Here is an 18,459-nt window from a genome sequence, read left to right on the forward strand (position 1 = left end):
ACGGTTACTCCTTCTATATCTTTTAATTTTACGTCCAATTCTCCTACATTAGGTTGGTTGATTTTTACTTCAACCTTCTTTGTGTCACGTTTTACCAATTTAACATCTTTGGTAAGTAGATGAGTTTCTGCCGATGCATTTCCTGCGGTGGCTAACATCATAGCTGCTAATACTGTCGAAAGCACTGTGTTCTTTTTCATTGTGTTTTATTGTTTAAGTACCATCTTGTTTGACGTCATTGTAATGACTTCGCTTTGACGATGCAAAGGTGTAAGGTTTTGAATTACAAAAAAATAGGGTCCAAAGACCCTCTTGATAAATTCATATCTTCGACGTCAACCTTTTCTTAGAATAGTACAATCAATGAAAAAATAGAACCAGAAAATTCAACACGTCCTGTGTTCCGTGCAATTAAATTTTTAGCAAAAATGAAAAGTTCTTTAAATAGTACAATGAAAATAGGAAAAGTACTACATTTAATAATCTTATTTGGTATCAGAAATGTACAAAATGGTCGTTTTGGCATTTATAGCCGAGCCACAAGCGATGCCCGTTTCTCCATAATTTCGAGATGATGACGGGTGTGATACGCTGTAAAAAGCATCATTTCACCGACGGTCAGCGGTCCCATTAAAGGGTGGGGAATGACATATTTATTCAGTTCTTCCTCCGTCCAATCGGTGAGATGATTTACCAAAGCATCATTTGTTTGAGTAAACTCATCCAATAATAGGCGCAAATCAGGGTTAGGAGTAAGTGGAACAAAGGTACCGGTGGCGCTAATACTCTTGGTCAACGCTGCATGGTAATTGTCAACCACCCCTTCGTAGGTACGGGAAGAATGAGTGGCGTAGCCCCATTTTTCCGCAAAATAGCTTTTAGGCCTTCCCAAAAGACGATTTAATGGTTGCACTGATTGAATCAAGTGCTGCACATTTTCGGCAGCCGACCAAACAGTCTCCGTAGGTTTAAAATAAAACGCTTCCTGTGGGGTTGTAGTGGCCAGCGTTTTGACTTCCTCAAATCTTTCTTTCAGGAAATCAACAAGGGTGGTTTTGTTCATGAGTAATCAGAGATTTACTTTTTTGAGTGAGGGATTATTATAATGATGATTCGTGGAAAGCATTGTTTCTAAGTCAATGACAATTTTTGACCAAAAGCGCTCTTTAAATTTTCGGGAGAAAAGCCCAAAATGCCCGATACGTTTTACTCCATAGTCAGTTGGACGAATGGCTTCGGTCATAATATCGGCTTTTAGGAAATGACGAAGTAGTGCAGGAACGCTCACGGCGTTGGCAATGGGGTCGTCCGTGGTCCAATACGCTTTAATAGGCAATGAGATCTCATTGTAGGTATTATGAGGAATACTTTTACCCAAAAAATCAAACAGATAATTTTCGGAATTGCACCATTCACGCCATTCCAGAATCAAAGCCCCCGGCAAATCTTCCATAATGTTCAACTTTTTAGCGGGCAAGTATCCCAAGAACGGGACTGTTAAAGAAGTCAGAATATTGAAAAAATAATAGGATTTGAGACGGTAAGGAAACGTATGGTGCCACCAAGTACCCGTGGAACAGGTAATCATCACCATTCCTTTCAATATCGTATGGTTCGGCAGTAAGCCGAGAAGCTGTCCGCCTATACTATGTCCAATCATCAATTTTGGCCAATCAGGGTATCTTGCTTCCAGAAAATCCAGAACGGTTCGCATGTCGATGGCCCAATCCTGCATGGTTATGCAGGAAAACTCATCTTTGTCATTGGGCTTTGATTTGCCCATGCCACGATACTCCCACAAGCAAACGATAAAGCCATTTTCAGCTAAGTAGCGTGCTAAATTTCCGTAGAACTCTTTGCGCATTCCTGTTCCAATATTGAATTGTACCACTGCTTTTGGCTGGCCATGGTATTCATAAAGTACTCCCGACAAACTGAATCCGTCGGGCGTGGGAATAGTGATAGTGATTTCATTCATAAAAGTGTGAATTTTTGGGTTGCTTGGGAATAATTACATCTTGCTATGCTACGGGAATTTCGTCGATTGTGAGGGTTTTGAATCTGCGTTTTCTGGGCGAATAAATCTGGGAAAATCTGCGGGAGAATTTAATGAATTAAGAATCAAATCGTTCTAAAGCCCGTTGCAATACATCCTGTAGATACTGATAGTTCCCGGTAAGCTTCACCAGGATCCAAGCTCCTTCGTACTCTACTACGGCTTGTTCGGCCAATTTCCATGCGATTTCGGGGGCGTGTTGGTTGGCGTACACATCAGTGAGAGCTTTTAGGTATTCTTCAAAAAACACCCGCATCTGCGGCGTAAAATCGTCCGTGACGAGGGCCGTTTCCAAAGCCATATTTCCCATCAGACACCCTCCTTCCGTACTTGACACGACGCGTATCTGTTTCGCCACCATTTTTTCAAGTCGTTCGCGGGGAGTAAGAGACTCATCGTAGGCAATCGGAAACACTTTGGTGGAGAAGTACTGATGGACGCTACCCAAAACTTCTTTCATCAGGGCATCTTTCCCGCTGAAATAATGATAAAAACTGCCTTTCAATAAGCCGCAGGCAGCCGCCAAATCGGACATGCTGGTACGATGATAGCCTTGCTTCTTAAATAATAACAAGGCTTGCCTTACTACTTCTTCTTTCGTTACTTTTTGAATGGGCATGATTCACTACGGATGGATAATTTTGATGCAATGGTAAAAAAATCTTTTTATTTTACCAAACGTTCGTTTGGTAAAATTTCTATTTACGGCTTTTGAGAATATTAAAGTGTACTCATTGGTTGTGGAAGTCAGTCTGAATTCAAACTTTCGTCTCATTTTAAGGTTAAGACTACTCGTTCTTCCCTATTTTTGTTGAACCTAACTAATTTCTTATGAGACCCTACTTTAATAATCTGATTTGTTGGATGCTGTTTTTTGCGACAAATGTTGCTTTTGCCCAAAAGTCCTATCTTCTTCGACCCGATCGTGTTTTTGACGGACAGGAAATGCACGAAGGATGGGCGGTTTTAATAAAAGGAGAGAAAATTGTGGCAGTAGGAGACTTGGCAAATTTTCAAAACTTACCAAGTCTGAAACCCGAAACCATTGAATTAAAGGGCTGTACCTTGCTTCCAGGATTTATTGAAGGACATTCACATTTGTTTCTACATCCTTATAATGAAACTCCTTGGGACGATCAAGTGTTGCGAGAAGCGCGTTCACTGCGTACAACAAGAGCCACGGTACATGCGAAACGTACACTTTTGGCCGGCTTTACTACAGTCCGTGATTTGGGGACGGAAGGCGCTGAATTTGATGATGTGGGGCTTAAAACGGCTATCAATCAGGGGATTATTCCCGGTCCGCGCATGATCATCGCCACTAAAGCCCTCATTGCGACGGGAAGCTATGCTCCCAAAGGTTTCAGCCCCGACATTGAAGTGCCTCAAGGTGCTGAAGAAGCCGACGGCCACGACCGTCTTATCCAAGCGGTTAGACGTCAAATAGGGAAAGGAGCCGATGTGGTTAAAATTTACGCCGATTATCGTTGGGGATTAATGGGCGAAGCCCGACCCACATTTTTGGTAGATGAAATCAAATTGATAGTGGAAACGGCCCACAGCAGTGGGCGCCCTACCATCGCTCATGCAGGCAGTGCCGAAGGGATGCGAAGAGCCATCTTGGGCGGTTGCGAAACCCTTGAACACGGAGATGCCGGAACGCCTGAAATCTTTGCATTGATGCACGAAAAAGGGGTAGCTTTATGTCCTACGTTGGCTGCCGGAGATGCGGTGAGTCAATACCGAGGTTGGAAAAAAGGCATTGAACCCGAACCCGAACGAATAAAAAATAAGCGCGTTACTTTTAAACAGGCTTTGGATGCAGGAGTAACGATTTGCTTTGGCGGAGACGTAGGGGTTTTCGCCCACGGCGACAATGCCCGCGAAATGGAAATGATGGTAGAATACGGCATGAAACCGTTGGACGTACTTCGCTCAGCCACATCGGTCAATGCCCGCGTATTTCATTTGCCGCAGTTAGGGCAAATTAAGCCCGACTTCTTGGCCGATTTGGTAGCGGTAGAAGGGAAGCCCGATATTCGTATCAGCGATGCAAGAAAAGTGAAATTAGTGGTAAAAAATGGGGAAATCGTGCAACATTGATGGCTTGATACTCAATGATTTTATTTGGCATACCTGCTGTCCTCGAAATACATATCATTACTAAATTTGCGAAAAACGTGTAAAAAATGTAAGTTCTTTCTAAGAAAATACGATTTTTTTTCGGAAAATTGTAGCTGAGTCCAAATCTACCCAATATTCATAACTACCCACTGTATGTCAGATAAAGCACAACTTATATTAGACGGTAAAACATTCGAATTTCCCACTATCGAAGGGTCGGAGAAAGAAAAAGCCATTGACATCAATTCACTGCGTGATTCGACGGGCTATATTACGATTGATAGTGGTTATAAAAACACCGGAGCCACCAAAAGCGCTATCACTTTTTTGGACGGAGAAGAAGGAATTTTGCGCTATCGCGGCTATTCCATCGAAGAATTGGCCGAGAAAGCGACTTTCCTTGAAGTAGCCTATTTGTTGATTTATGGCGAATTACCAACGAAAGCTCAATACGATGAGTTTGAAAATAAGATTCGTCGCCACACAATGGTGAACGAAGACATGCGCAAGATTTTCGAAGGCTTCCCGGTCAATGCGCACCCTATGGGAGTTTTGTCGTCGTTGGTAAGTGCTATGAGTGCTTTTTATCCTGACTCTTACGACGAAAAAGCTCCCGACGGTACAGAAACTCATATCATTCGTTTGTTGGCAAAATTGCCTACGATTGCTACTTGGTCTTTCAAAAAATCGCAGGGACATCCGGTCAACTATCCTAAAAATGAACTGGATTATTGCTCAAACTTCCTCCACATGATGTTTGCGCTGCCCGTAGAAGAATACAAAGTGGATCCGGTGGTCTCTAAAGCTTTGAATAAATTGCTTATTCTCCACGCTGACCACGAGCAAAACTGCTCTACGTCAACGGTACGTTTGGTAGGTTCTTCAAAAGCCAATATTTATTCGTCGATTTCAGCAGGTGTTTGCGCTTTGTGGGGACCCCTTCACGGCGGTGCCAACCAGGAAGTAATCGAAATGCTCGAAGACATCAAAGCCGACGGTGGCGACGTAGCGAAATACGTGGACATGGCCAAAAATGCAAAAACCAGCGGTTTTCGTCTGTTCGGATTTGGTCACCGTGTTTACAAAAATTTTGATCCACGCGCCAAAATCATCAAAATAGCCGCTGATGAAGTGTTGGCAAAATTGGGCGTTAACGACCCCGTTTTAGAAATTGCCAAAGGCTTGGAAGAGGCTGCTTTGCACGATCCTTACTTCGTAAGCCGCCGTTTGTATCCTAACGTGGACTTCTACTCTGGAATCATCTACCGCGCCTTGGGTATTCCAACCAACATGTTTACGGTGATGTTTGCCATTGGCCGCTTGCCGGGCTGGATTGCACAATGGAAAGAAATGCGCGAAAACAAAGAACCCATCGGCCGCCCTCGTCAGATTTACACGGGGGCTACGCTTCGGGCTTTTGTACCCATCGACGAAAGATAAAAACACTTCTTTTAAGATTGATTTTATGAACGCTGACGACTCAAATCTGTCAGCGTTTTTTATTTTCTTGTCACTGGATAACTTTTTGCTGTGAAAATTGGGAGAGAGCTTGTAAAAATTGGAGGAAATTATTTCCTTGCCTATGAGGTCGTATTTTAATGATACGCTTTATCGAAGTTATTGAGTAGGGGTACGTTAATAGAAGTTTGTGTAAAGACTCAATTACAACATCCTATAAATATGAAAAGCAGGGTTTTATATATCTCACTACTATCTTTCTGGTGTTCATCTCTTTTGTTTGCTCAAATAAACAAAAGAGTGAATGTATGGTATTTTGGCTACAACGCCGGTCTGAATTTTAACACAGGGACTCCTACCCCATTAACCGATGGCGCATTGAGTATTTGGGAAGGCTGTGCAACTATTTGTGATGAAAATGGAAACCTTCTATTCTATACTGACGGACGTTCGATTTGGAACAAAAACCACCTGATTATGCCTAACGCAACAAATTTAGGCGGTGATAACTCTTCTTCTCAGTCTGGAATTATAGTGCCACAACCTGAAAATCCAAACCGATATTTTGTTTTTTCAGTGGATGCCGAAGGCGGTTCCGGTGGTGTTCAGTATGCGGTGGTAGATATTACTTTAAATGGGGGCTTAGGAGGACTGGTTTCTAAGAATAATCGACTCCTATCAAGAGCATCTGAAAAACTTACGGCGGTTAGACATTGTAATAATAAAGACTTTTGGGTAATTGCACATGAACTGGATAACAATTCATTTAGAGCATATTTAGTTACACGCAACGGTTTAAATTCGGTTTCTGTCGAAAGTAAAGTGGGTAGTATTCATAGTGGGTATGGGGCTGTTGGTTACATGAAAGCATCTCCAAATGGCCAAAATATTGCACTTGGAATTTACTCTAACGCTTCTTTTGAAGTATTTCGTTTCGATAATCAAAATGGTATTATTTCTAATCCAATCGTATTAAACCATCCTGATTTTCTATATGCTTATGGACTGGAATTTTCACCTGATAGTAAACTATTATATGTAAGTGGAACTCAAAATTATCCAAGTCAGATCTTTCAATTAGATATTTCTGGTAATAGTTCCATAAGTATATTACAATCAAAACTAACCATTGGTAGAGCCCCCTCATCATACTTTGGGGCTTTGCAATTAGGCCCTGATAATAAAATTTATGTAGCAATAGATGGTTACAAATACTTAGGAATTATATCAAATCCAAATACTAAAGGAATAAATTCACAGTTTACTGCTAATGGCATAAATTTAGGAGGCAAGTTGAGTGGCCTTGGGTTACCCAATCTAATTACTTCTTACTTCAATGTGCCGCTTGCTGTTACAATGAACACTACAAAAGGCAATAGTTGCAATGATTTAACGCTATCTGCAAGTGTTACTTCAAATACTTCCAATTTGATTTTTCAATGGTTTCTGGATAATAAACCCATCACTGGAGCCAACCAAGCCTCATTTAAACCTGCTCTCTCAGGAAGTTATCTTGTCAGTGTAAAAGAATCAGGGCAATGTATTAATGATTCTACGAAATCTTCTTCGACAAATATATTTATATTGAAAGCCAATCCACAAATAGTAAATACTACTTGTGGAAGTGTTCAGCTTAAAGCAAATGCTAATTCGATATTGAAATGGTCAGGGAGTGGTATTCCCGCTAACAAAGAAATGCAGGATACTTTGACAGTTTCCGGTACAGGTACGCAAGTATTCAAAGTTCAAGTATTCAATCCAATGGATAATAATTGCTTTATTGAGAAAGAAATTACCGTAAATTTTTCAAATGCAAGTAATTACAGTTTTGGAAAGAGTACTATAACGGCTTGTGATACTATTACGCTTGCTGCCCCAACTAATTCTAATTGGAATAGTTATGTATGGTCACTGCCCGACGGGACAACTGTAAATTCAAATAGAATTTTGGCTAAGCAAAGTGGGCAATATACAATCACTGTTAAAAATAATACATCAAGTTGTGAAGCAAAAGATAACGTCATTTTGATCATTGGTAAAACTCCAACAATCAAGCCCGACGAAAGTTTTTGTTTATCAACGAGTTCTATAACCATAGATGCAGGTGCTACAGGGAACAATTTAATCTATGAATGGACACTGGGTAGCGTAAAAAATGCCAGTATAAACGTAAATACTGCTGGTAAATATTATGTAAAAGCTATTTCACCTGAAGGATGCTCTGCAAGTCGGAACATAGAAGTATTTCTTAAGCCCAATTTAGATTTAGGCAATGATATAACAGTATGTGAAGGTCAAATAGTTGAGCTAAAGTCTATTTTGAACAATACGATGGCTAACCTATCAATGGTCAACAGGCGAAACAACCTCATCCATAAAACCAAATAAATCCGGGGTTTACAGCTTAACGATACAGCACCCTACTTGTCAAGCATCGGATTCTGTAAAAGTTAATATCAATTCATTGCCAAAAATAAAAGCAGACGAAACAATTTGTTTAGACAAAGTGATTGATGCAGGTGGTTTAGAGAATAATTTGACTTATGAATGGCAAGATTTAGGAGATACAAGGCCTACCATTGAAGTTTCAAATGAAGGAATTTATAAGGTAAAGATTAGTAATCAGTTTGGTTGTTCGCTTATACGAACCGTTACGGTCGCCGGACCTTGTAGTGCTCGTATTTATGCACCTGATGTTTTTACTCCCAATGGTGATAATATGAATGATGTATTTAAAATCATCTTAGTTGGAGGAAGCATAGTTAAATTAGATATTTTTAACCGTTGGGGAAATATAATATACAGTGAAGAAAATACAAATCCACAGTGGAATGGGGAGTTTAAAGGCTCTATTTGCCTAAATGGAGCTTATGCCTACATTTTAAGTTATAAAACACTTCAGGATAACTTAGTTCATGAATATAGAGGGAAGGTATTACTTCAAAAGTGAACTAAAAATTTCAGATAGCGCGAGCGGAACTCTCGCGCTATCATTCACATTACTTTACTTACTTACTTATTTTCTTTCCTTTACTGGAAGCAGTTGGTTGTGCAGCTTTCGAGTTCATCTCCATGTAATCCACTACCAAATGACTCAGGGATTTTACGCCCAAGGTGAAGCCGCTTTCGTCAATGTAAAAATCAGGAGTGTGGTGCGGAGCCACGTCGTAGGGGCTTTTGCCTTTGGCCATTCCGCCCAGAAAGAAGAAAAACCCGGGGATTTTCTTTTGGAAATAGCTAAAATCTTCCGCACCCGTAGCAACCGGTGAAAGAATGACATTGTCTTTCCCCGCCAATGCTTCCAGCGTTGGAATCATTTTATCAGTAAGCGCCGGGTCATTGATGGTTGCAGGATAACCGATTCCAATTTCCACGTCGGCTTTTGCGCCTGCACTTTCGGCAATGTGGGTAGATATTTCTTTGATACGACGGTGAACCAATGCCTGTTGGGCATCGCCAAACGTCCGGATGGTGCCAATCATTTCGAGCGATTCGGGAATGATATTGTACCGAATTCCACCGTGAATTGCCCCTACGGTCACAACGGCAGGATTTTCAGTAATGTCGACGTTGCGGCTTACGATGGTTTGCAAACCCATTACTACTTGAGACGCCGTTACAATCGGGTCAACGCCTGACCAGGGATTGGCACCGTGCGTTTGTTTACCTTTCAATTTGATGGTCAATTGGTCAACGGCCGCCATGGTAGCACCCGGACGGTAGCGGATTTTTCCCACTTCAGTTTGAGAATTGATGTGTAATCCAAAAATGGCATCCACTTTGGGATTTTCCAGCGCACCTTCTTCAATCATTCGGTTAGCGCCAAAGGTTTGTCCGTTATAAACTCCTTCTTCGGCAGGTTGGAAAATAAGTTTTACTGAGCCCGCCAAATCTTTTTGCATAGACGCCAAAACTTCGGCTACGCCCATCAGAATAGCCACGTGGCTATCGTGACCGCAAGCATGCATGACACCCGTTTTTTGGTTGTTAAATTCCGTCTCAACCTTCGATTTGAAAGGTATATCTACGCGCTCGGTCACGGGCAAGCCGTCCATATCTGCCCGTAAAGCCACCACCGGTCCCGGTTTGCCACCTTTCAATACCGCTACCACTCCCGTAACCGCCACTTTTTCTCTGACTTCATACCCCAACTTGCGCAGGTGGTCTGCCACAATTTTGGCGGTTCTGACCTCCTGATTGCCCAATTCGGGATGCTCGTGAAAATCGCGTCGCCACGCAATTACTTTGCTTTCAATCGCGTCAGAAGCTTGGTTGATGACAGGTTTGAGTGCACTTTGGGCGTATCCGCCCGTGAGGCTGATGGTCAACAGTGCACCGCTTAGAATAGATTTTCTCATTGGTTTTAGTTTGTAGTTAGGAAAAATTTTAAGCAATTTATAAAAAAACGGGCTGGGATGTTCGATATTCGCGGTTCAAATTCAAAAACTGATGCAAAAACTTCTTTTTATAGATCGTGACGGAACGATTATTGCCGAGCCTCCCGTTGATTTGCAGGTGGATTCGTTAGAGAAATTGGCCTTTTTGCCCAAAACGATTTCTAACCTTCGTCGTTTGGCCGAAGAGACCGATTATGGTTTTGTGATGGTGACCAACCAAGATGGATTAGGAACCAATTCTTTTCCCGAAGATACCTTTTGGCCTGCTCAAAACAAGATGCTTCAAACGCTGGAAGGTGAAAATGTGCATTTTCAGGCCATTCACATTGACCGCAGCTTTCCGCACGAAAATGCGCCTACGCGTAAGCCCGGAACGGCACTCCTGACCGACTATTTTAACGGGAATTATGACTTGGCCAACAGTTACGTCATTGGCGACCGCCTGACGGATATTCAATTAGCGGTTAATTTGGGTAGCAAAGCCATTTTTATTGCCAATGAATGGCCTACGGGCATTGCGCAGGAACTGTTGGATGCCATTACACTCGTGAGTATGGATTGGGATGTAATTTATGAACACCTGCGACTTCCTGCCCGCGTGGCTACGGTGGAACGAAACACCAAAGAAACCCAAATCAAAATTGAACTGAACCTTGACGGCAACGGGCATTCGGAAATGCATACAGGTTTGGGCTTTTTTGACCACATGCTCGACCAATTGGCTAAACATTCGGGAGCAGATCTGAAAATCCACGTAGCGGGAGATTTACACATTGACGAACATCATACCATTGAAGATACGGCGTTGGCGTTGGGTGAAGCGTATCGTAAAGCAATTGGAGATAAGCGAGGCATTAGCCGCTATGGATTTCTGTTGCCCATGGACGAAGCATTGGCGCAGGTTGCGATTGACTTTTCGGGACGGCCCTGGTTAGTGTGGGAAGCTGATTTTAAGCGCGAAAAAATTGGTGAAATGCCGACAGAGATGTTTTACCACTTTTTTAAATCGTTTGCCGATACTGCTCAATGTAACCTGAACATCAAATGTGAAGGAAGCAACGAACATCACAAGATAGAAGCAATATTTAAAGGATGGGCCAAAGCCATAAAAATGGCGGTAAAGCGCGATTTGAAAGCCTTGGATGTGTTGCCTTCCACCAAAGGCGTACTATAGGAAAGCAACATAGGTGTCGTCTCGCATAAATTAGCAAAAAAATAAACCTTTTTTTGTTAGTAACCGCCTAATGCTATTACTTTTGCACTATCTTTCAATAAGAGTTTCACAAATATCAAAATAGTAACCTAATGGACTTGAGAACTATTCTTACGCTTTTATTTTATGCCGTCTTGCTTGGCACTGCTTTTTGGGTAGGAAGCCTTTTGGAACGCAACGAACGCAAATACAAAAAATATTTCAAAGAAGATTAATAGTTTACAGTCAGCTGCTTAACTATTGAAAATCGGAAAAGCGAGCCTTTGGATGTAACCAATAGCTCGCGTTTTTTATATTCAAAAACATCTAACTTGTTAATTTATAGTTATCATGGACATCAAAGGAAGAGTGATTCAATTATTGGCCTTACAAACGGGTGAAGGCAAAAACGGTACGTGGAAGAAACAGGATTTCGTTATTGAAACCGATGGACAGTACCCCAAAAAAGTATGTATTTCGGCTTGGGGTGACAAAATCAACGAAAGCGCGTTGCAGGTAGGCAATGAAGTAAATATTTCGTTCGACGTAGAGAGCCGTGAGTACAACGGACGTTGGTACACCGATTTGAAAGCTTGGAAAATAGATACCCTCGGCGCAACAGGCAGCGAACCATCTTCTTATTCTGCTTCCGCACCAAGTTCTCGCCCGGCAAGTGTGACGGAATTGCCTTCGTCATTGCAGGCAGGAGAAGATGATAATTTGCCGTTTTAGGATTATAATTTGTCAAATTTGTCATGCTGAAAGCATCTAAACGCAAAGGAATGAATATGCTTTAGATGCCTCCGCGCGGCGGACCGTCGGCATGACAAATTTTACTGTTGCAAATCAGTAATCATCTTCAAATACACGCCATTGGTCCAGCCAAATCCATCTTGGTTGGGATATTCTCCTCCTTGGGCTGAAATTTCATCGGTCAGTACGTTGTATTTCTCCATCATTTTGCCCGTCTTTTTGTAATATGCCTCGTTGTTGGATGTCCAGTTTTGAGCGACTTGCTGCGCTAATTCGTGAAGCTGATAATTTTTAAGTCCTTGATAGGTAATCCATTGCAAAGGTGCCCAGCCGTTGGGAGCATCCCATTGCTGCGACGTAAAGTTCAGCGTAGTTAATAAGCCATTTTTTTGCAAAAACTTGTCTTTCAGTACTTCGGCTACTTGTTGGGCTTGCTCGGCAGTACAAATGTTAAAAAATAAAGGAAAAACGGCTGCCAAGGTGTAACTGTTTTTGAGTTCATTGCTTTTCCAATCGTAGTCGAAATAGAACCCTGATGCTTCATTCCGGCAATAGTTTTGAATGGCTTTCTGTCGTTGGTTTGATTTTTCAAGAAAACGAGTTGCCTCTGCCTGATTCCCTTGCAATTGATACGCTTTTTGTAGGCTTTTTTCAAGGTTCCAAAGCAAACAATTGAGATCAACGGGTATAATATCGGTGGTGTGGATGGTCGTCATATTTTCTCCGTCCTTAAACCACCGACTGCTGAAATCCCAGCCGGATTCTGCCGCTGCCCGTACGTGACGATATACGTCTTCGGGTAATTGGTCGGTGATATGTTCAGCCAATTCTACATCTTCTTTGTAAGCTTCCGGTCGTGGCAAGGGAATATCGTCCCAATACCGATTTAAAATACTGCCGTCCGGCATTTTGACCAAATGAAAGGCTGAATGAGTCAATTGCTCTTGCCCACGCATCCAGAAAGCATACTCTTTTTCCAATTGAGGAAGATACTTTTGCCAACTATCGTCTCCTTTGATTTCAGCTAATAAACCTACCATCAAGGAAAAAAAAGGAGGTTGGGAGCGTCCTAAATAGTAGGTCCGATTTCCGTTGGGGATAAAACCAATGCGATCAATCAAGTAGGCAAAATTGTTTACCATGCTTTCCACGAGGTCAAAACGCTGTGACGCCTGGAGTCCCAACATGGTAAAGTAAGAATCCCAGTAATAGATTTCTCTAAATCGGCCGCCGGGTACTACATAAGAGTGGGGTAAAGGAATTAACGTTCCTCCGGTATCTTCGGGTTGTCGGGTTAATATATCCCATAAATCTTCAATGTGTTGACGAATGGGTTTGTTAGGATCGCTGTAATAGCCCGTAGGTTTTTCGGCGGGAAGTGTAAAATGGTCTTCCACAAAACCCTGCACATCAAAATCAGTCCGTTTTTTTTGCTTTTGGTACTCTTCCAGAATATCAGTTAGCGAGTCTTTAGCTATGGCATCCGTAAAGGTCTTAGAATCTGAAAACAGGGCGCTTTTCTGAACGTCTTGGTACAGCGATTGGAAGTTTTCTGCCAGTGCAAAATCTAATTTTTGGGCTTCGGCTAAAGTCATTGTTTTACGATAAAATAAGGGTAGAGGCGGAGTAAGGAAAACGGAGAAATGGAAAACGTTTTAGATTTATACTTCTTTCTTCTTATTCCGTTTTCCCTGTTCCACCTTTTTATACGATTTTCAATGCCCTCCCATGCCACTTATTTCGACAGAGGCATTTTTTCCCTGTAAGCGACTGAAAAAGAATAGGGCAATCATTAATATTCCAATGGGGATAATTGAAAAGTAAAAAGCAGTTTGACCTCCGTAATGTTCAAATATATAACCTGTAATGAGTGACCCCGTAGTGCCGCCTAAAGCTGAAAATATGACAATCAGCCCCGACATTAAACCGTGCTGTTTGATAGGTAATGAGCTTAAAATAAGTGAGTTGATAGCAGGATAAATGGGTGCCAAAAACAAGCCAATCATAGGAAAGATAAAGGCCGCTATAGGTGCATCTCCCCAACCTGTTACTCCGGCTGTATTTGCATTTTGAGCTAATGGTAAAGCGATGATAACTAAGCCAGCAGAAATGACCAAACATCCAATCAGTACTATTCACCAATTTAGTTTCTTTAATAAAACACCTGCCAGAAAACGCCCTAAAGCCGTGGCAATGGCTAATAAACTCGCCATTTGGATACTCAAAGCAGCAGGTAAATGAAGCACTTTATTGTTGAAGGTCGGCAGCCAACTCATGATACTTTGCTCAATCAATACGTAGGTAAAAGCACAAATTACGAATACAAGCACCAAAGGCAGGATGACGAGTCGGAACATATCAGCGAAGTCTTCCAAAATGGGCTTGGTCGTATCGGTTTTAAGAGATGATTCGTCGAGCGAAGTAGTCAGCAATAGCGCAAAGGCCACTAAAGCAATTCCTCCTAAAACATAATAGACATTAAGCCAGGCAGTCGGAGTCGAATCATCCATGAAGCCACTGAAAATAAAGTAGCCCGTCAGAATCCCAATCATGAAAAATGACTCAATAAAATTCATCAGACTGATGTGTTCCTTTTTATCGGCAGTGACCAAACCAATCGTCCCGTAAACCGAAACTTTAATGAGGGCAAATCCTGCCCCGGCCACGGCAAAAAGAACTTTGGTCATCCCAAACGAGTGAATCGTAGGCATTAACAAGCAAATCAGTGCATTGAATCCCAAAGCCACCAGCATGGCATTTTTATATCCCAAACGATTGATGTATGAGGCTACCAAAAAGGATACTGCTGCAATGCTCAAATCTTTGAAAGCTTCTAAAATGGAAGCCGAAGTTTCGGAAACGCCGTAGGTACGTTGTACCTGTAAAATCACCGTTCCGACACTGTTGAGCAAAATGGCAAACACAAAGTAGTTGAGAAAGATTGAAAGTTTGACTTTCCAATAAGATTGCATCTTAGACGAGAAGGTTTAGAAGGTTGGGTATAAGGAAGGAACGCAAACCAGAAGCATGACTTAGAGAAAAATAGAAGAGAAGCGAGTCGAAACCCGCTTCTCTATCATCATAGGAAAGTGAGACAAAGCCAAGTCCAATTTTTTCATAACAAAGTTCAAGTTTAATTTGTTTAAAAAATAGACTTTTATTGTGCATTTCTTATCCTGTATTAAGTTATTTGTACCTATTTTTGCTAAAAATAGCTTAACACAGGCGATGAAAACCGAATTTGAGATAGTTCAGCCCGACGAAGGGAGTTCTTTTAAGATTATTCACAATATCGTTTTGCCCGAACTTTTCCGCTGGCAATATCACTACCATCCCGAATACGAAATTGTCTGTGTGTTGGAGGGATCGGGGCGACGGCATGTCGGTAATCACATCAGTCAATACGAAGAAGGCGACTTGGTTTTTATGGGCCCCAACCTGCCGCACTCGGGTTTCGGGCAGGAAGCCATTGGGCCGCACGAAGAAATTGTGGTTCAGCTAAAAGAGAATCTATGGGGGGAAAGTTTTTTGGAAATGCCTGAAATGAAAGCCATTAAAACGCTGTTTACCCGCTCAAGTCAGGGAGTTTGTTTCCATGGTGAAACCAAAACACGAGTTCAGCGAAGACTTAAAAAATTGCTCACTCTGTCGCCTTTTGAGCGATTAATGGAGCTGATTCAAATTCTGCATTTATTGGCAAATACCCAAGAATATAATCTGCTCAACATGGAAGGATTAAAAATAGAGTTTAATTCAAAAGACGAAGCCCGGCTTAATCGAGTTCTGAAATACGTGGAAGAAAACTATCAGAAACTCATTGATATTCAGGAAGCTGCTTCCATTGCTCACTTAGCCGTACCTTCGTTTTGTCATTATTTTAAAAAAATGATGAATTTGACTTTTACCGATTTTGTGAATCAATACCGGGTGAATCAAGCCTGTCGCCTGTTGACTACCGACAGGAGTATTACTGACGTTAGTTTTGAAAGTGGGTTTGGAAATGTGGCCTATTTTAATCGTGTTTTCAAGACCCAAAAACAACAAAGCCCTTCGGCGTACCGAAAGGCTTTGAACAAGGTTTGAGTTGAAGTAAAAGATCGGAGCGGGTCCGCCCGTGCGGTAAGAGGTACGATTACAATCAGAACCTCTTAATATCCTACCTCTTATTTCCTACTTCAAACGGCTTATCTATTTCGTTGTATAATTAGGGGCTTCTTTGGCAATGTGAATATCGTGAGGGTGGCTTTCTTTCATACCTGCCGCGCTGATACGAACAAATTGAGCCTGCTGCAAACGTTCTATGTTGGCGGCGCCGCAATAGCCCATCCCGGCTTTGAGTCCTCCTACGAGTTGATAAATAACTTCGGAAACTTTGCCTTTGTAAGGAACGCGTCCGACGATTCCTTCGGGAACGAGTTTTTTAATATCATCTTCGGCGTCCTGGAAATAACGGTCTTTTGAACCACCTTCCATTGCTTCTACGGAACCCATACCGCGATACGATTTAAAACGGCGCCCTTCGTACAAAATTTCTTCTCCCGGAGCTTCGTCGGTTCCTGCTAAAAGGGAACCAATCATCACCGTGTTCGCACCCGCTGCAATTGCCTTTACGACATCGCCCGAGTAGCGGATTCCTCCGTCTGCAATTACGGGTACACCTGTACCTTCCAGGGCTTTTGCAGCTTCATAGACTGCCGTCAATTGCGGCATCCCGATACCTGCGATAATACGCGTGGTACAGATACTGCCCGGGCCTACGCCTACTTTGACCCCATCGGCACCGGCGGCTGCCAGTGCACGAGCAGCTTCGCCCGTGGCAATGTTACCCACTAATACATCTAAATTCGGGAATTGACTTTTTACGCCTTTCAGTGCTTCTATTACTCCCAGCGAATGTCCATGTGCAGTATCAATACTGACCACATCAACACCTGCCTTAATCAGGGCTTCTACGCGACGAATCAGGTCGGGTGTGACTCCTACTGCGGCACCTGCGCGTAAACGGCCCAGAGCATCTTTACAGGAATTTGGATGGTCTTTTCGCTTGATGATGTCGCGGTACGTGACCAATCCTACCAATTTGTAATCTTTATCAACGACCGGAAGTTTTTCAATTTTGTACTCTTGCAGAATACTCTCGGCTTCTTCAAGGCTAATTCCTTCGCGGGCAGTAATGAGATTTTCTTTGGTCATAATCTCTACTACGCCTTTGTGGAGGTCTTTCTGGAAACGTAAGTCGCGGTTGGTGACAATCCCTATGAGCTTGCTGCTTTTGTCTACTACGGGAATTCCCCCGATTTTGAATTCGGACATGATGCGCAGGGCATCGCGCAGGGTGGCATCTTCGTTGAGAGTGATAGGGTCCACAATCATCCCGCTTTCCGAACGTTTCACCTTGCGGACTTGGGCCGCTTGGTCTTCAACGCTCATATTTTTATGGATGATACCGATACCTCCTTCCTGCGCCATAGCAATGGCAAGGTCAAATTCAGTCACGGTATCCATGGCAGCGGATAGCAATGGAACATTTAAACGGATGTTGCGAGTAAGTTGTGTTTGCGTGTTGGTATCGCGTGGCAGAACTTCGGAGTAGGCAGGGACGAGCAGGACGTCGTCGTAAGTGAGGGCTTCAAAAAGGAACTTGGATGTGTCTGAAAGCATAGCAAATGAACGATTCGTTATTTGCCGTGTAAAATTAGGGTAAATATTTGGGAACTGAAAATTTGGGACATTTTTAACAGAAAAATAATCTGCGCCACTCTCTATTTACATCCTCTGATTTCAACTGAAAACGTTCTTCCTTCTGATGTTTGAAAGCCCGGATTTAGCGTAATGGCTTGACTTGCGTGGTAATTGGTAGTTCCTGCGGATAGAGAAGCTTTGATGTTAATTGTTTGAGTAGCCACGTAGGTACCTGTAGCTAATATGCCTGCCGTATGGGTGAGTGTAGTTGGGCAGAGGGGAGGCGTGGGAACAATCATTGAATTGCTGTCATAGACTTTTAAACCTGGTACCGAATTGGGAAGGCAGAAAATTTTATCGGAATCAATGTAGAGGTCTAATAAATAATTGGGTAATGTTGGTAAGCAGGTGAGTGGATTGTTAGTAAAGTTAAAAAATAAACCGCCTATGGGCAATGTAGGTAAGATTATAATTTGGTTATTATTACAGTATAACTCTCGAATACTATTGGGTAAAATTGGTAAGGTTTTGAGATTGTTATGCGAACATCCCAATAAAAATAAGTGATTCGATAAAGTTGGTAAAGCTGTAAGTTGGTTATTACTGCAATCAAGCCAGTATAAATTGCTAATATCAGGCAATGAAGTAAGTTTATACTGCGCCCTTGAAACTGGACCGTTCTGTTGAATAACGAAGTTATTAGTTGATTTTGTTTTCCACTTTGTTTATAGTACTTTTTCTTCCCTTGAATACCTGTTCTGGCGTTCGATAATTTACCCCCTGATGGAATCGACGGC

Annotated in this window: 18 protein-coding genes; 8 read left to right on the forward strand and 10 right to left on the reverse strand. The window is 42.2% G+C overall.

Features of this window, described 5'->3' with window-relative positions; genetic code table 11:
* From Q0081_RS20210 to Q0081_RS20225, 4 genes are all read right to left on the reverse strand, one after another.
* The coding region (locus tag Q0081_RS20210; RefSeq protein WP_298357647.1) for a hypothetical protein at positions 1–200 on the reverse strand (200 nt) is incomplete at its 3' end.
* A gap of 326 nt (positions 201–526) precedes the next feature.
* Positions 527–1,063, reverse strand: a complete 537-nt coding sequence (locus Q0081_RS20215; RefSeq protein WP_298357650.1) for a DinB family protein — start codon at positions 1,061–1,063, stop codon at positions 527–529.
* A 6-nt stretch (positions 1,064–1,069) separates the two neighbouring features.
* Positions 1,070–1,978: an alpha/beta fold hydrolase gene (locus tag Q0081_RS20220; protein ID WP_298357652.1), complete on the reverse strand. Its 909-nt coding sequence runs from the start codon at positions 1,976–1,978 to the stop codon at positions 1,070–1,072.
* A gap of 136 nt (positions 1,979–2,114) precedes the next feature.
* Positions 2,115–2,675, reverse strand: coding sequence for a TetR/AcrR family transcriptional regulator (locus Q0081_RS20225; RefSeq protein WP_298357655.1), 561 nt, complete (start codon positions 2,673–2,675; stop codon positions 2,115–2,117).
* A 212-nt stretch (positions 2,676–2,887) separates the two neighbouring features.
* Between Q0081_RS20225 and Q0081_RS20230 the strand changes: the two genes are divergently transcribed.
* The 4 genes from Q0081_RS20230 (at position 2,888) to Q0081_RS20245 (ending at position 8,588) form a co-directional block, all read left to right on the forward strand.
* Positions 2,888–4,159, forward strand: coding sequence for an amidohydrolase family protein (locus Q0081_RS20230; protein ID WP_298357659.1), 1,272 nt, complete (start codon positions 2,888–2,890; stop codon positions 4,157–4,159).
* 174 nt (positions 4,160–4,333) lie between these two features.
* Positions 4,334–5,620, forward strand: coding sequence for a citrate synthase (locus tag Q0081_RS20235; RefSeq protein ID WP_298357662.1), 1,287 nt, complete (start codon positions 4,334–4,336; stop codon positions 5,618–5,620).
* Between the two features lie 240 nt (positions 5,621–5,860).
* On the forward strand, positions 5,861–8,026 hold the full coding sequence (locus tag Q0081_RS20240; RefSeq protein WP_298357665.1) for a hypothetical protein: 2,166 nt from the start codon (positions 5,861–5,863) through the stop codon (positions 8,024–8,026).
* A gap of 76 nt (positions 8,027–8,102) precedes the next feature.
* Positions 8,103–8,588, forward strand: coding sequence for a gliding motility-associated C-terminal domain-containing protein (locus Q0081_RS20245; protein ID WP_298357668.1), 486 nt, complete (start codon positions 8,103–8,105; stop codon positions 8,586–8,588).
* A gap of 58 nt (positions 8,589–8,646) precedes the next feature.
* Here Q0081_RS20245 and Q0081_RS20250 read toward each other — a convergent pair whose 3' ends face one another.
* Complete coding sequence (locus tag Q0081_RS20250; RefSeq protein WP_298357671.1) at positions 8,647–9,996, reverse strand: amidohydrolase; 1,350 nt, start codon at positions 9,994–9,996, stop codon at positions 8,647–8,649.
* 91 nt (positions 9,997–10,087) lie between these two features.
* On the opposite strand from Q0081_RS20250, the gene hisB reads away from it, so the two are divergent.
* The 3 genes from hisB to Q0081_RS20265 all read left to right on the forward strand — a co-directional run bounded on the left by hisB (position 10,088) and on the right by Q0081_RS20265 (position 11,959).
* Positions 10,088–11,209: a bifunctional histidinol-phosphatase/imidazoleglycerol-phosphate dehydratase HisB gene (gene hisB, locus Q0081_RS20255; RefSeq protein ID WP_298357674.1), complete on the forward strand. Its 1,122-nt coding sequence runs from the start codon at positions 10,088–10,090 to the stop codon at positions 11,207–11,209.
* A gap of 131 nt (positions 11,210–11,340) precedes the next feature.
* Positions 11,341–11,463 (forward strand): hypothetical protein, encoded by a 123-nt coding sequence (locus Q0081_RS20260; protein ID WP_298357677.1) that lies wholly within the window; start codon positions 11,341–11,343, stop codon positions 11,461–11,463.
* Between the two features lie 115 nt (positions 11,464–11,578).
* Positions 11,579–11,959 (forward strand): DUF3127 domain-containing protein, encoded by a 381-nt coding sequence (locus tag Q0081_RS20265; protein ID WP_298357680.1) that lies wholly within the window; start codon positions 11,579–11,581, stop codon positions 11,957–11,959.
* Between the two features lie 101 nt (positions 11,960–12,060).
* Here Q0081_RS20265 and treF read toward each other — a convergent pair whose 3' ends face one another.
* From treF to Q0081_RS20275, 3 genes are all read right to left on the reverse strand, one after another.
* Complete coding sequence (gene treF, locus Q0081_RS20270) at positions 12,061–13,575, reverse strand: alpha,alpha-trehalase TreF (RefSeq protein ID WP_298357683.1); 1,515 nt, start codon at positions 13,573–13,575, stop codon at positions 12,061–12,063.
* 120 nt (positions 13,576–13,695) lie between these two features.
* Entirely contained in the window at positions 13,696–14,097 is a 402-nt protein-coding gene (locus tag Q0081_RS31665; RefSeq protein WP_310586512.1) for an MFS transporter, read from the reverse strand.
* Between the two features lie 18 nt (positions 14,098–14,115).
* Positions 14,116–14,952, reverse strand: a complete 837-nt coding sequence (locus Q0081_RS20275) for an MFS transporter (RefSeq protein WP_310586513.1) — start codon at positions 14,950–14,952, stop codon at positions 14,116–14,118.
* Between the two features lie 256 nt (positions 14,953–15,208).
* Here Q0081_RS20275 and Q0081_RS20280 point away from each other — a divergent pair, with 256 nt between their 5' ends.
* On the forward strand, positions 15,209–16,063 hold the full coding sequence (locus tag Q0081_RS20280) for an AraC family transcriptional regulator (RefSeq protein ID WP_298357686.1): 855 nt from the start codon (positions 15,209–15,211) through the stop codon (positions 16,061–16,063).
* A 105-nt stretch (positions 16,064–16,168) separates the two neighbouring features.
* On the opposite strand, the gene guaB is transcribed toward Q0081_RS20280, so the two are convergent.
* Positions 16,169–17,641 (reverse strand): IMP dehydrogenase, encoded by a 1,473-nt coding sequence (gene guaB / locus Q0081_RS20285; RefSeq protein ID WP_298357690.1) that lies wholly within the window; start codon positions 17,639–17,641, stop codon positions 16,169–16,171.
* Between the two features lie 101 nt (positions 17,642–17,742).
* Complete coding sequence (locus Q0081_RS20290; protein WP_298357692.1) at positions 17,743–18,117, reverse strand: 3-coathanger stack domain-containing protein; 375 nt, start codon at positions 18,115–18,117, stop codon at positions 17,743–17,745.
* Positions 18,118–18,459: the final 342 nt, after the last annotated feature.

The organism is Runella sp., assembly GCF_027484545.1.
Taxonomy (GTDB): domain Bacteria; phylum Bacteroidota; class Bacteroidia; order Cytophagales; family Spirosomataceae; genus Runella.

What these genes read in the sequence shown, in the direction of transcription:
- Q0081_RS20250 (WP_298357671.1), bottom strand. Translation starts at nt 9,996, where the DNA reads ATGAGAAAATCTATTCTAAGCGGTGCACTGTTGACCATCAGCCTCACG.
- Q0081_RS20215 (WP_298357650.1), bottom strand. Translation starts at nt 1,063, where the DNA reads ATGAACAAAACCACCCTTGTTGATTTCCTGAAAGAAAGATTTGAGGAA.
- guaB (WP_298357690.1), bottom strand. Translation starts at nt 17,641, where the DNA reads ATGCTTTCAGACACATCCAAGTTCCTTTTTGAAGCCCTCACTTACGAC.
- hisB (WP_298357674.1), top strand. Translation starts at nt 10,088, where the DNA reads ATGCAAAAACTTCTTTTTATAGATCGTGACGGAACGATTATTGCCGAG.
- Q0081_RS20240 (WP_298357665.1), top strand. Translation starts at nt 5,861, where the DNA reads ATGAAAAGCAGGGTTTTATATATCTCACTACTATCTTTCTGGTGTTCA.
- Q0081_RS20235 (WP_298357662.1), top strand. Translation starts at nt 4,334, where the DNA reads ATGTCAGATAAAGCACAACTTATATTAGACGGTAAAACATTCGAATTT.
- Q0081_RS20280 (WP_298357686.1), top strand. Translation starts at nt 15,209, where the DNA reads ATGAAAACCGAATTTGAGATAGTTCAGCCCGACGAAGGGAGTTCTTTT.
- Q0081_RS20275 (WP_310586513.1), bottom strand. Translation starts at nt 14,952, where the DNA reads ATGCAATCTTATTGGAAAGTCAAACTTTCAATCTTTCTCAACTACTTT.
- Q0081_RS20220 (WP_298357652.1), bottom strand. Translation starts at nt 1,978, where the DNA reads ATGAATGAAATCACTATCACTATTCCCACGCCCGACGGATTCAGTTTG.
- Q0081_RS20225 (WP_298357655.1), bottom strand. Translation starts at nt 2,675, where the DNA reads ATGCCCATTCAAAAAGTAACGAAAGAAGAAGTAGTAAGGCAAGCCTTG.
- treF (WP_298357683.1), bottom strand. Translation starts at nt 13,575, where the DNA reads ATGACTTTAGCCGAAGCCCAAAAATTAGATTTTGCACTGGCAGAAAAC.
- Q0081_RS20260 (WP_298357677.1), top strand. Translation starts at nt 11,341, where the DNA reads ATGGACTTGAGAACTATTCTTACGCTTTTATTTTATGCCGTCTTGCTT.
- Q0081_RS20230 (WP_298357659.1), top strand. Translation starts at nt 2,888, where the DNA reads ATGAGACCCTACTTTAATAATCTGATTTGTTGGATGCTGTTTTTTGCG.
- Q0081_RS20265 (WP_298357680.1), top strand. Translation starts at nt 11,579, where the DNA reads ATGGACATCAAAGGAAGAGTGATTCAATTATTGGCCTTACAAACGGGT.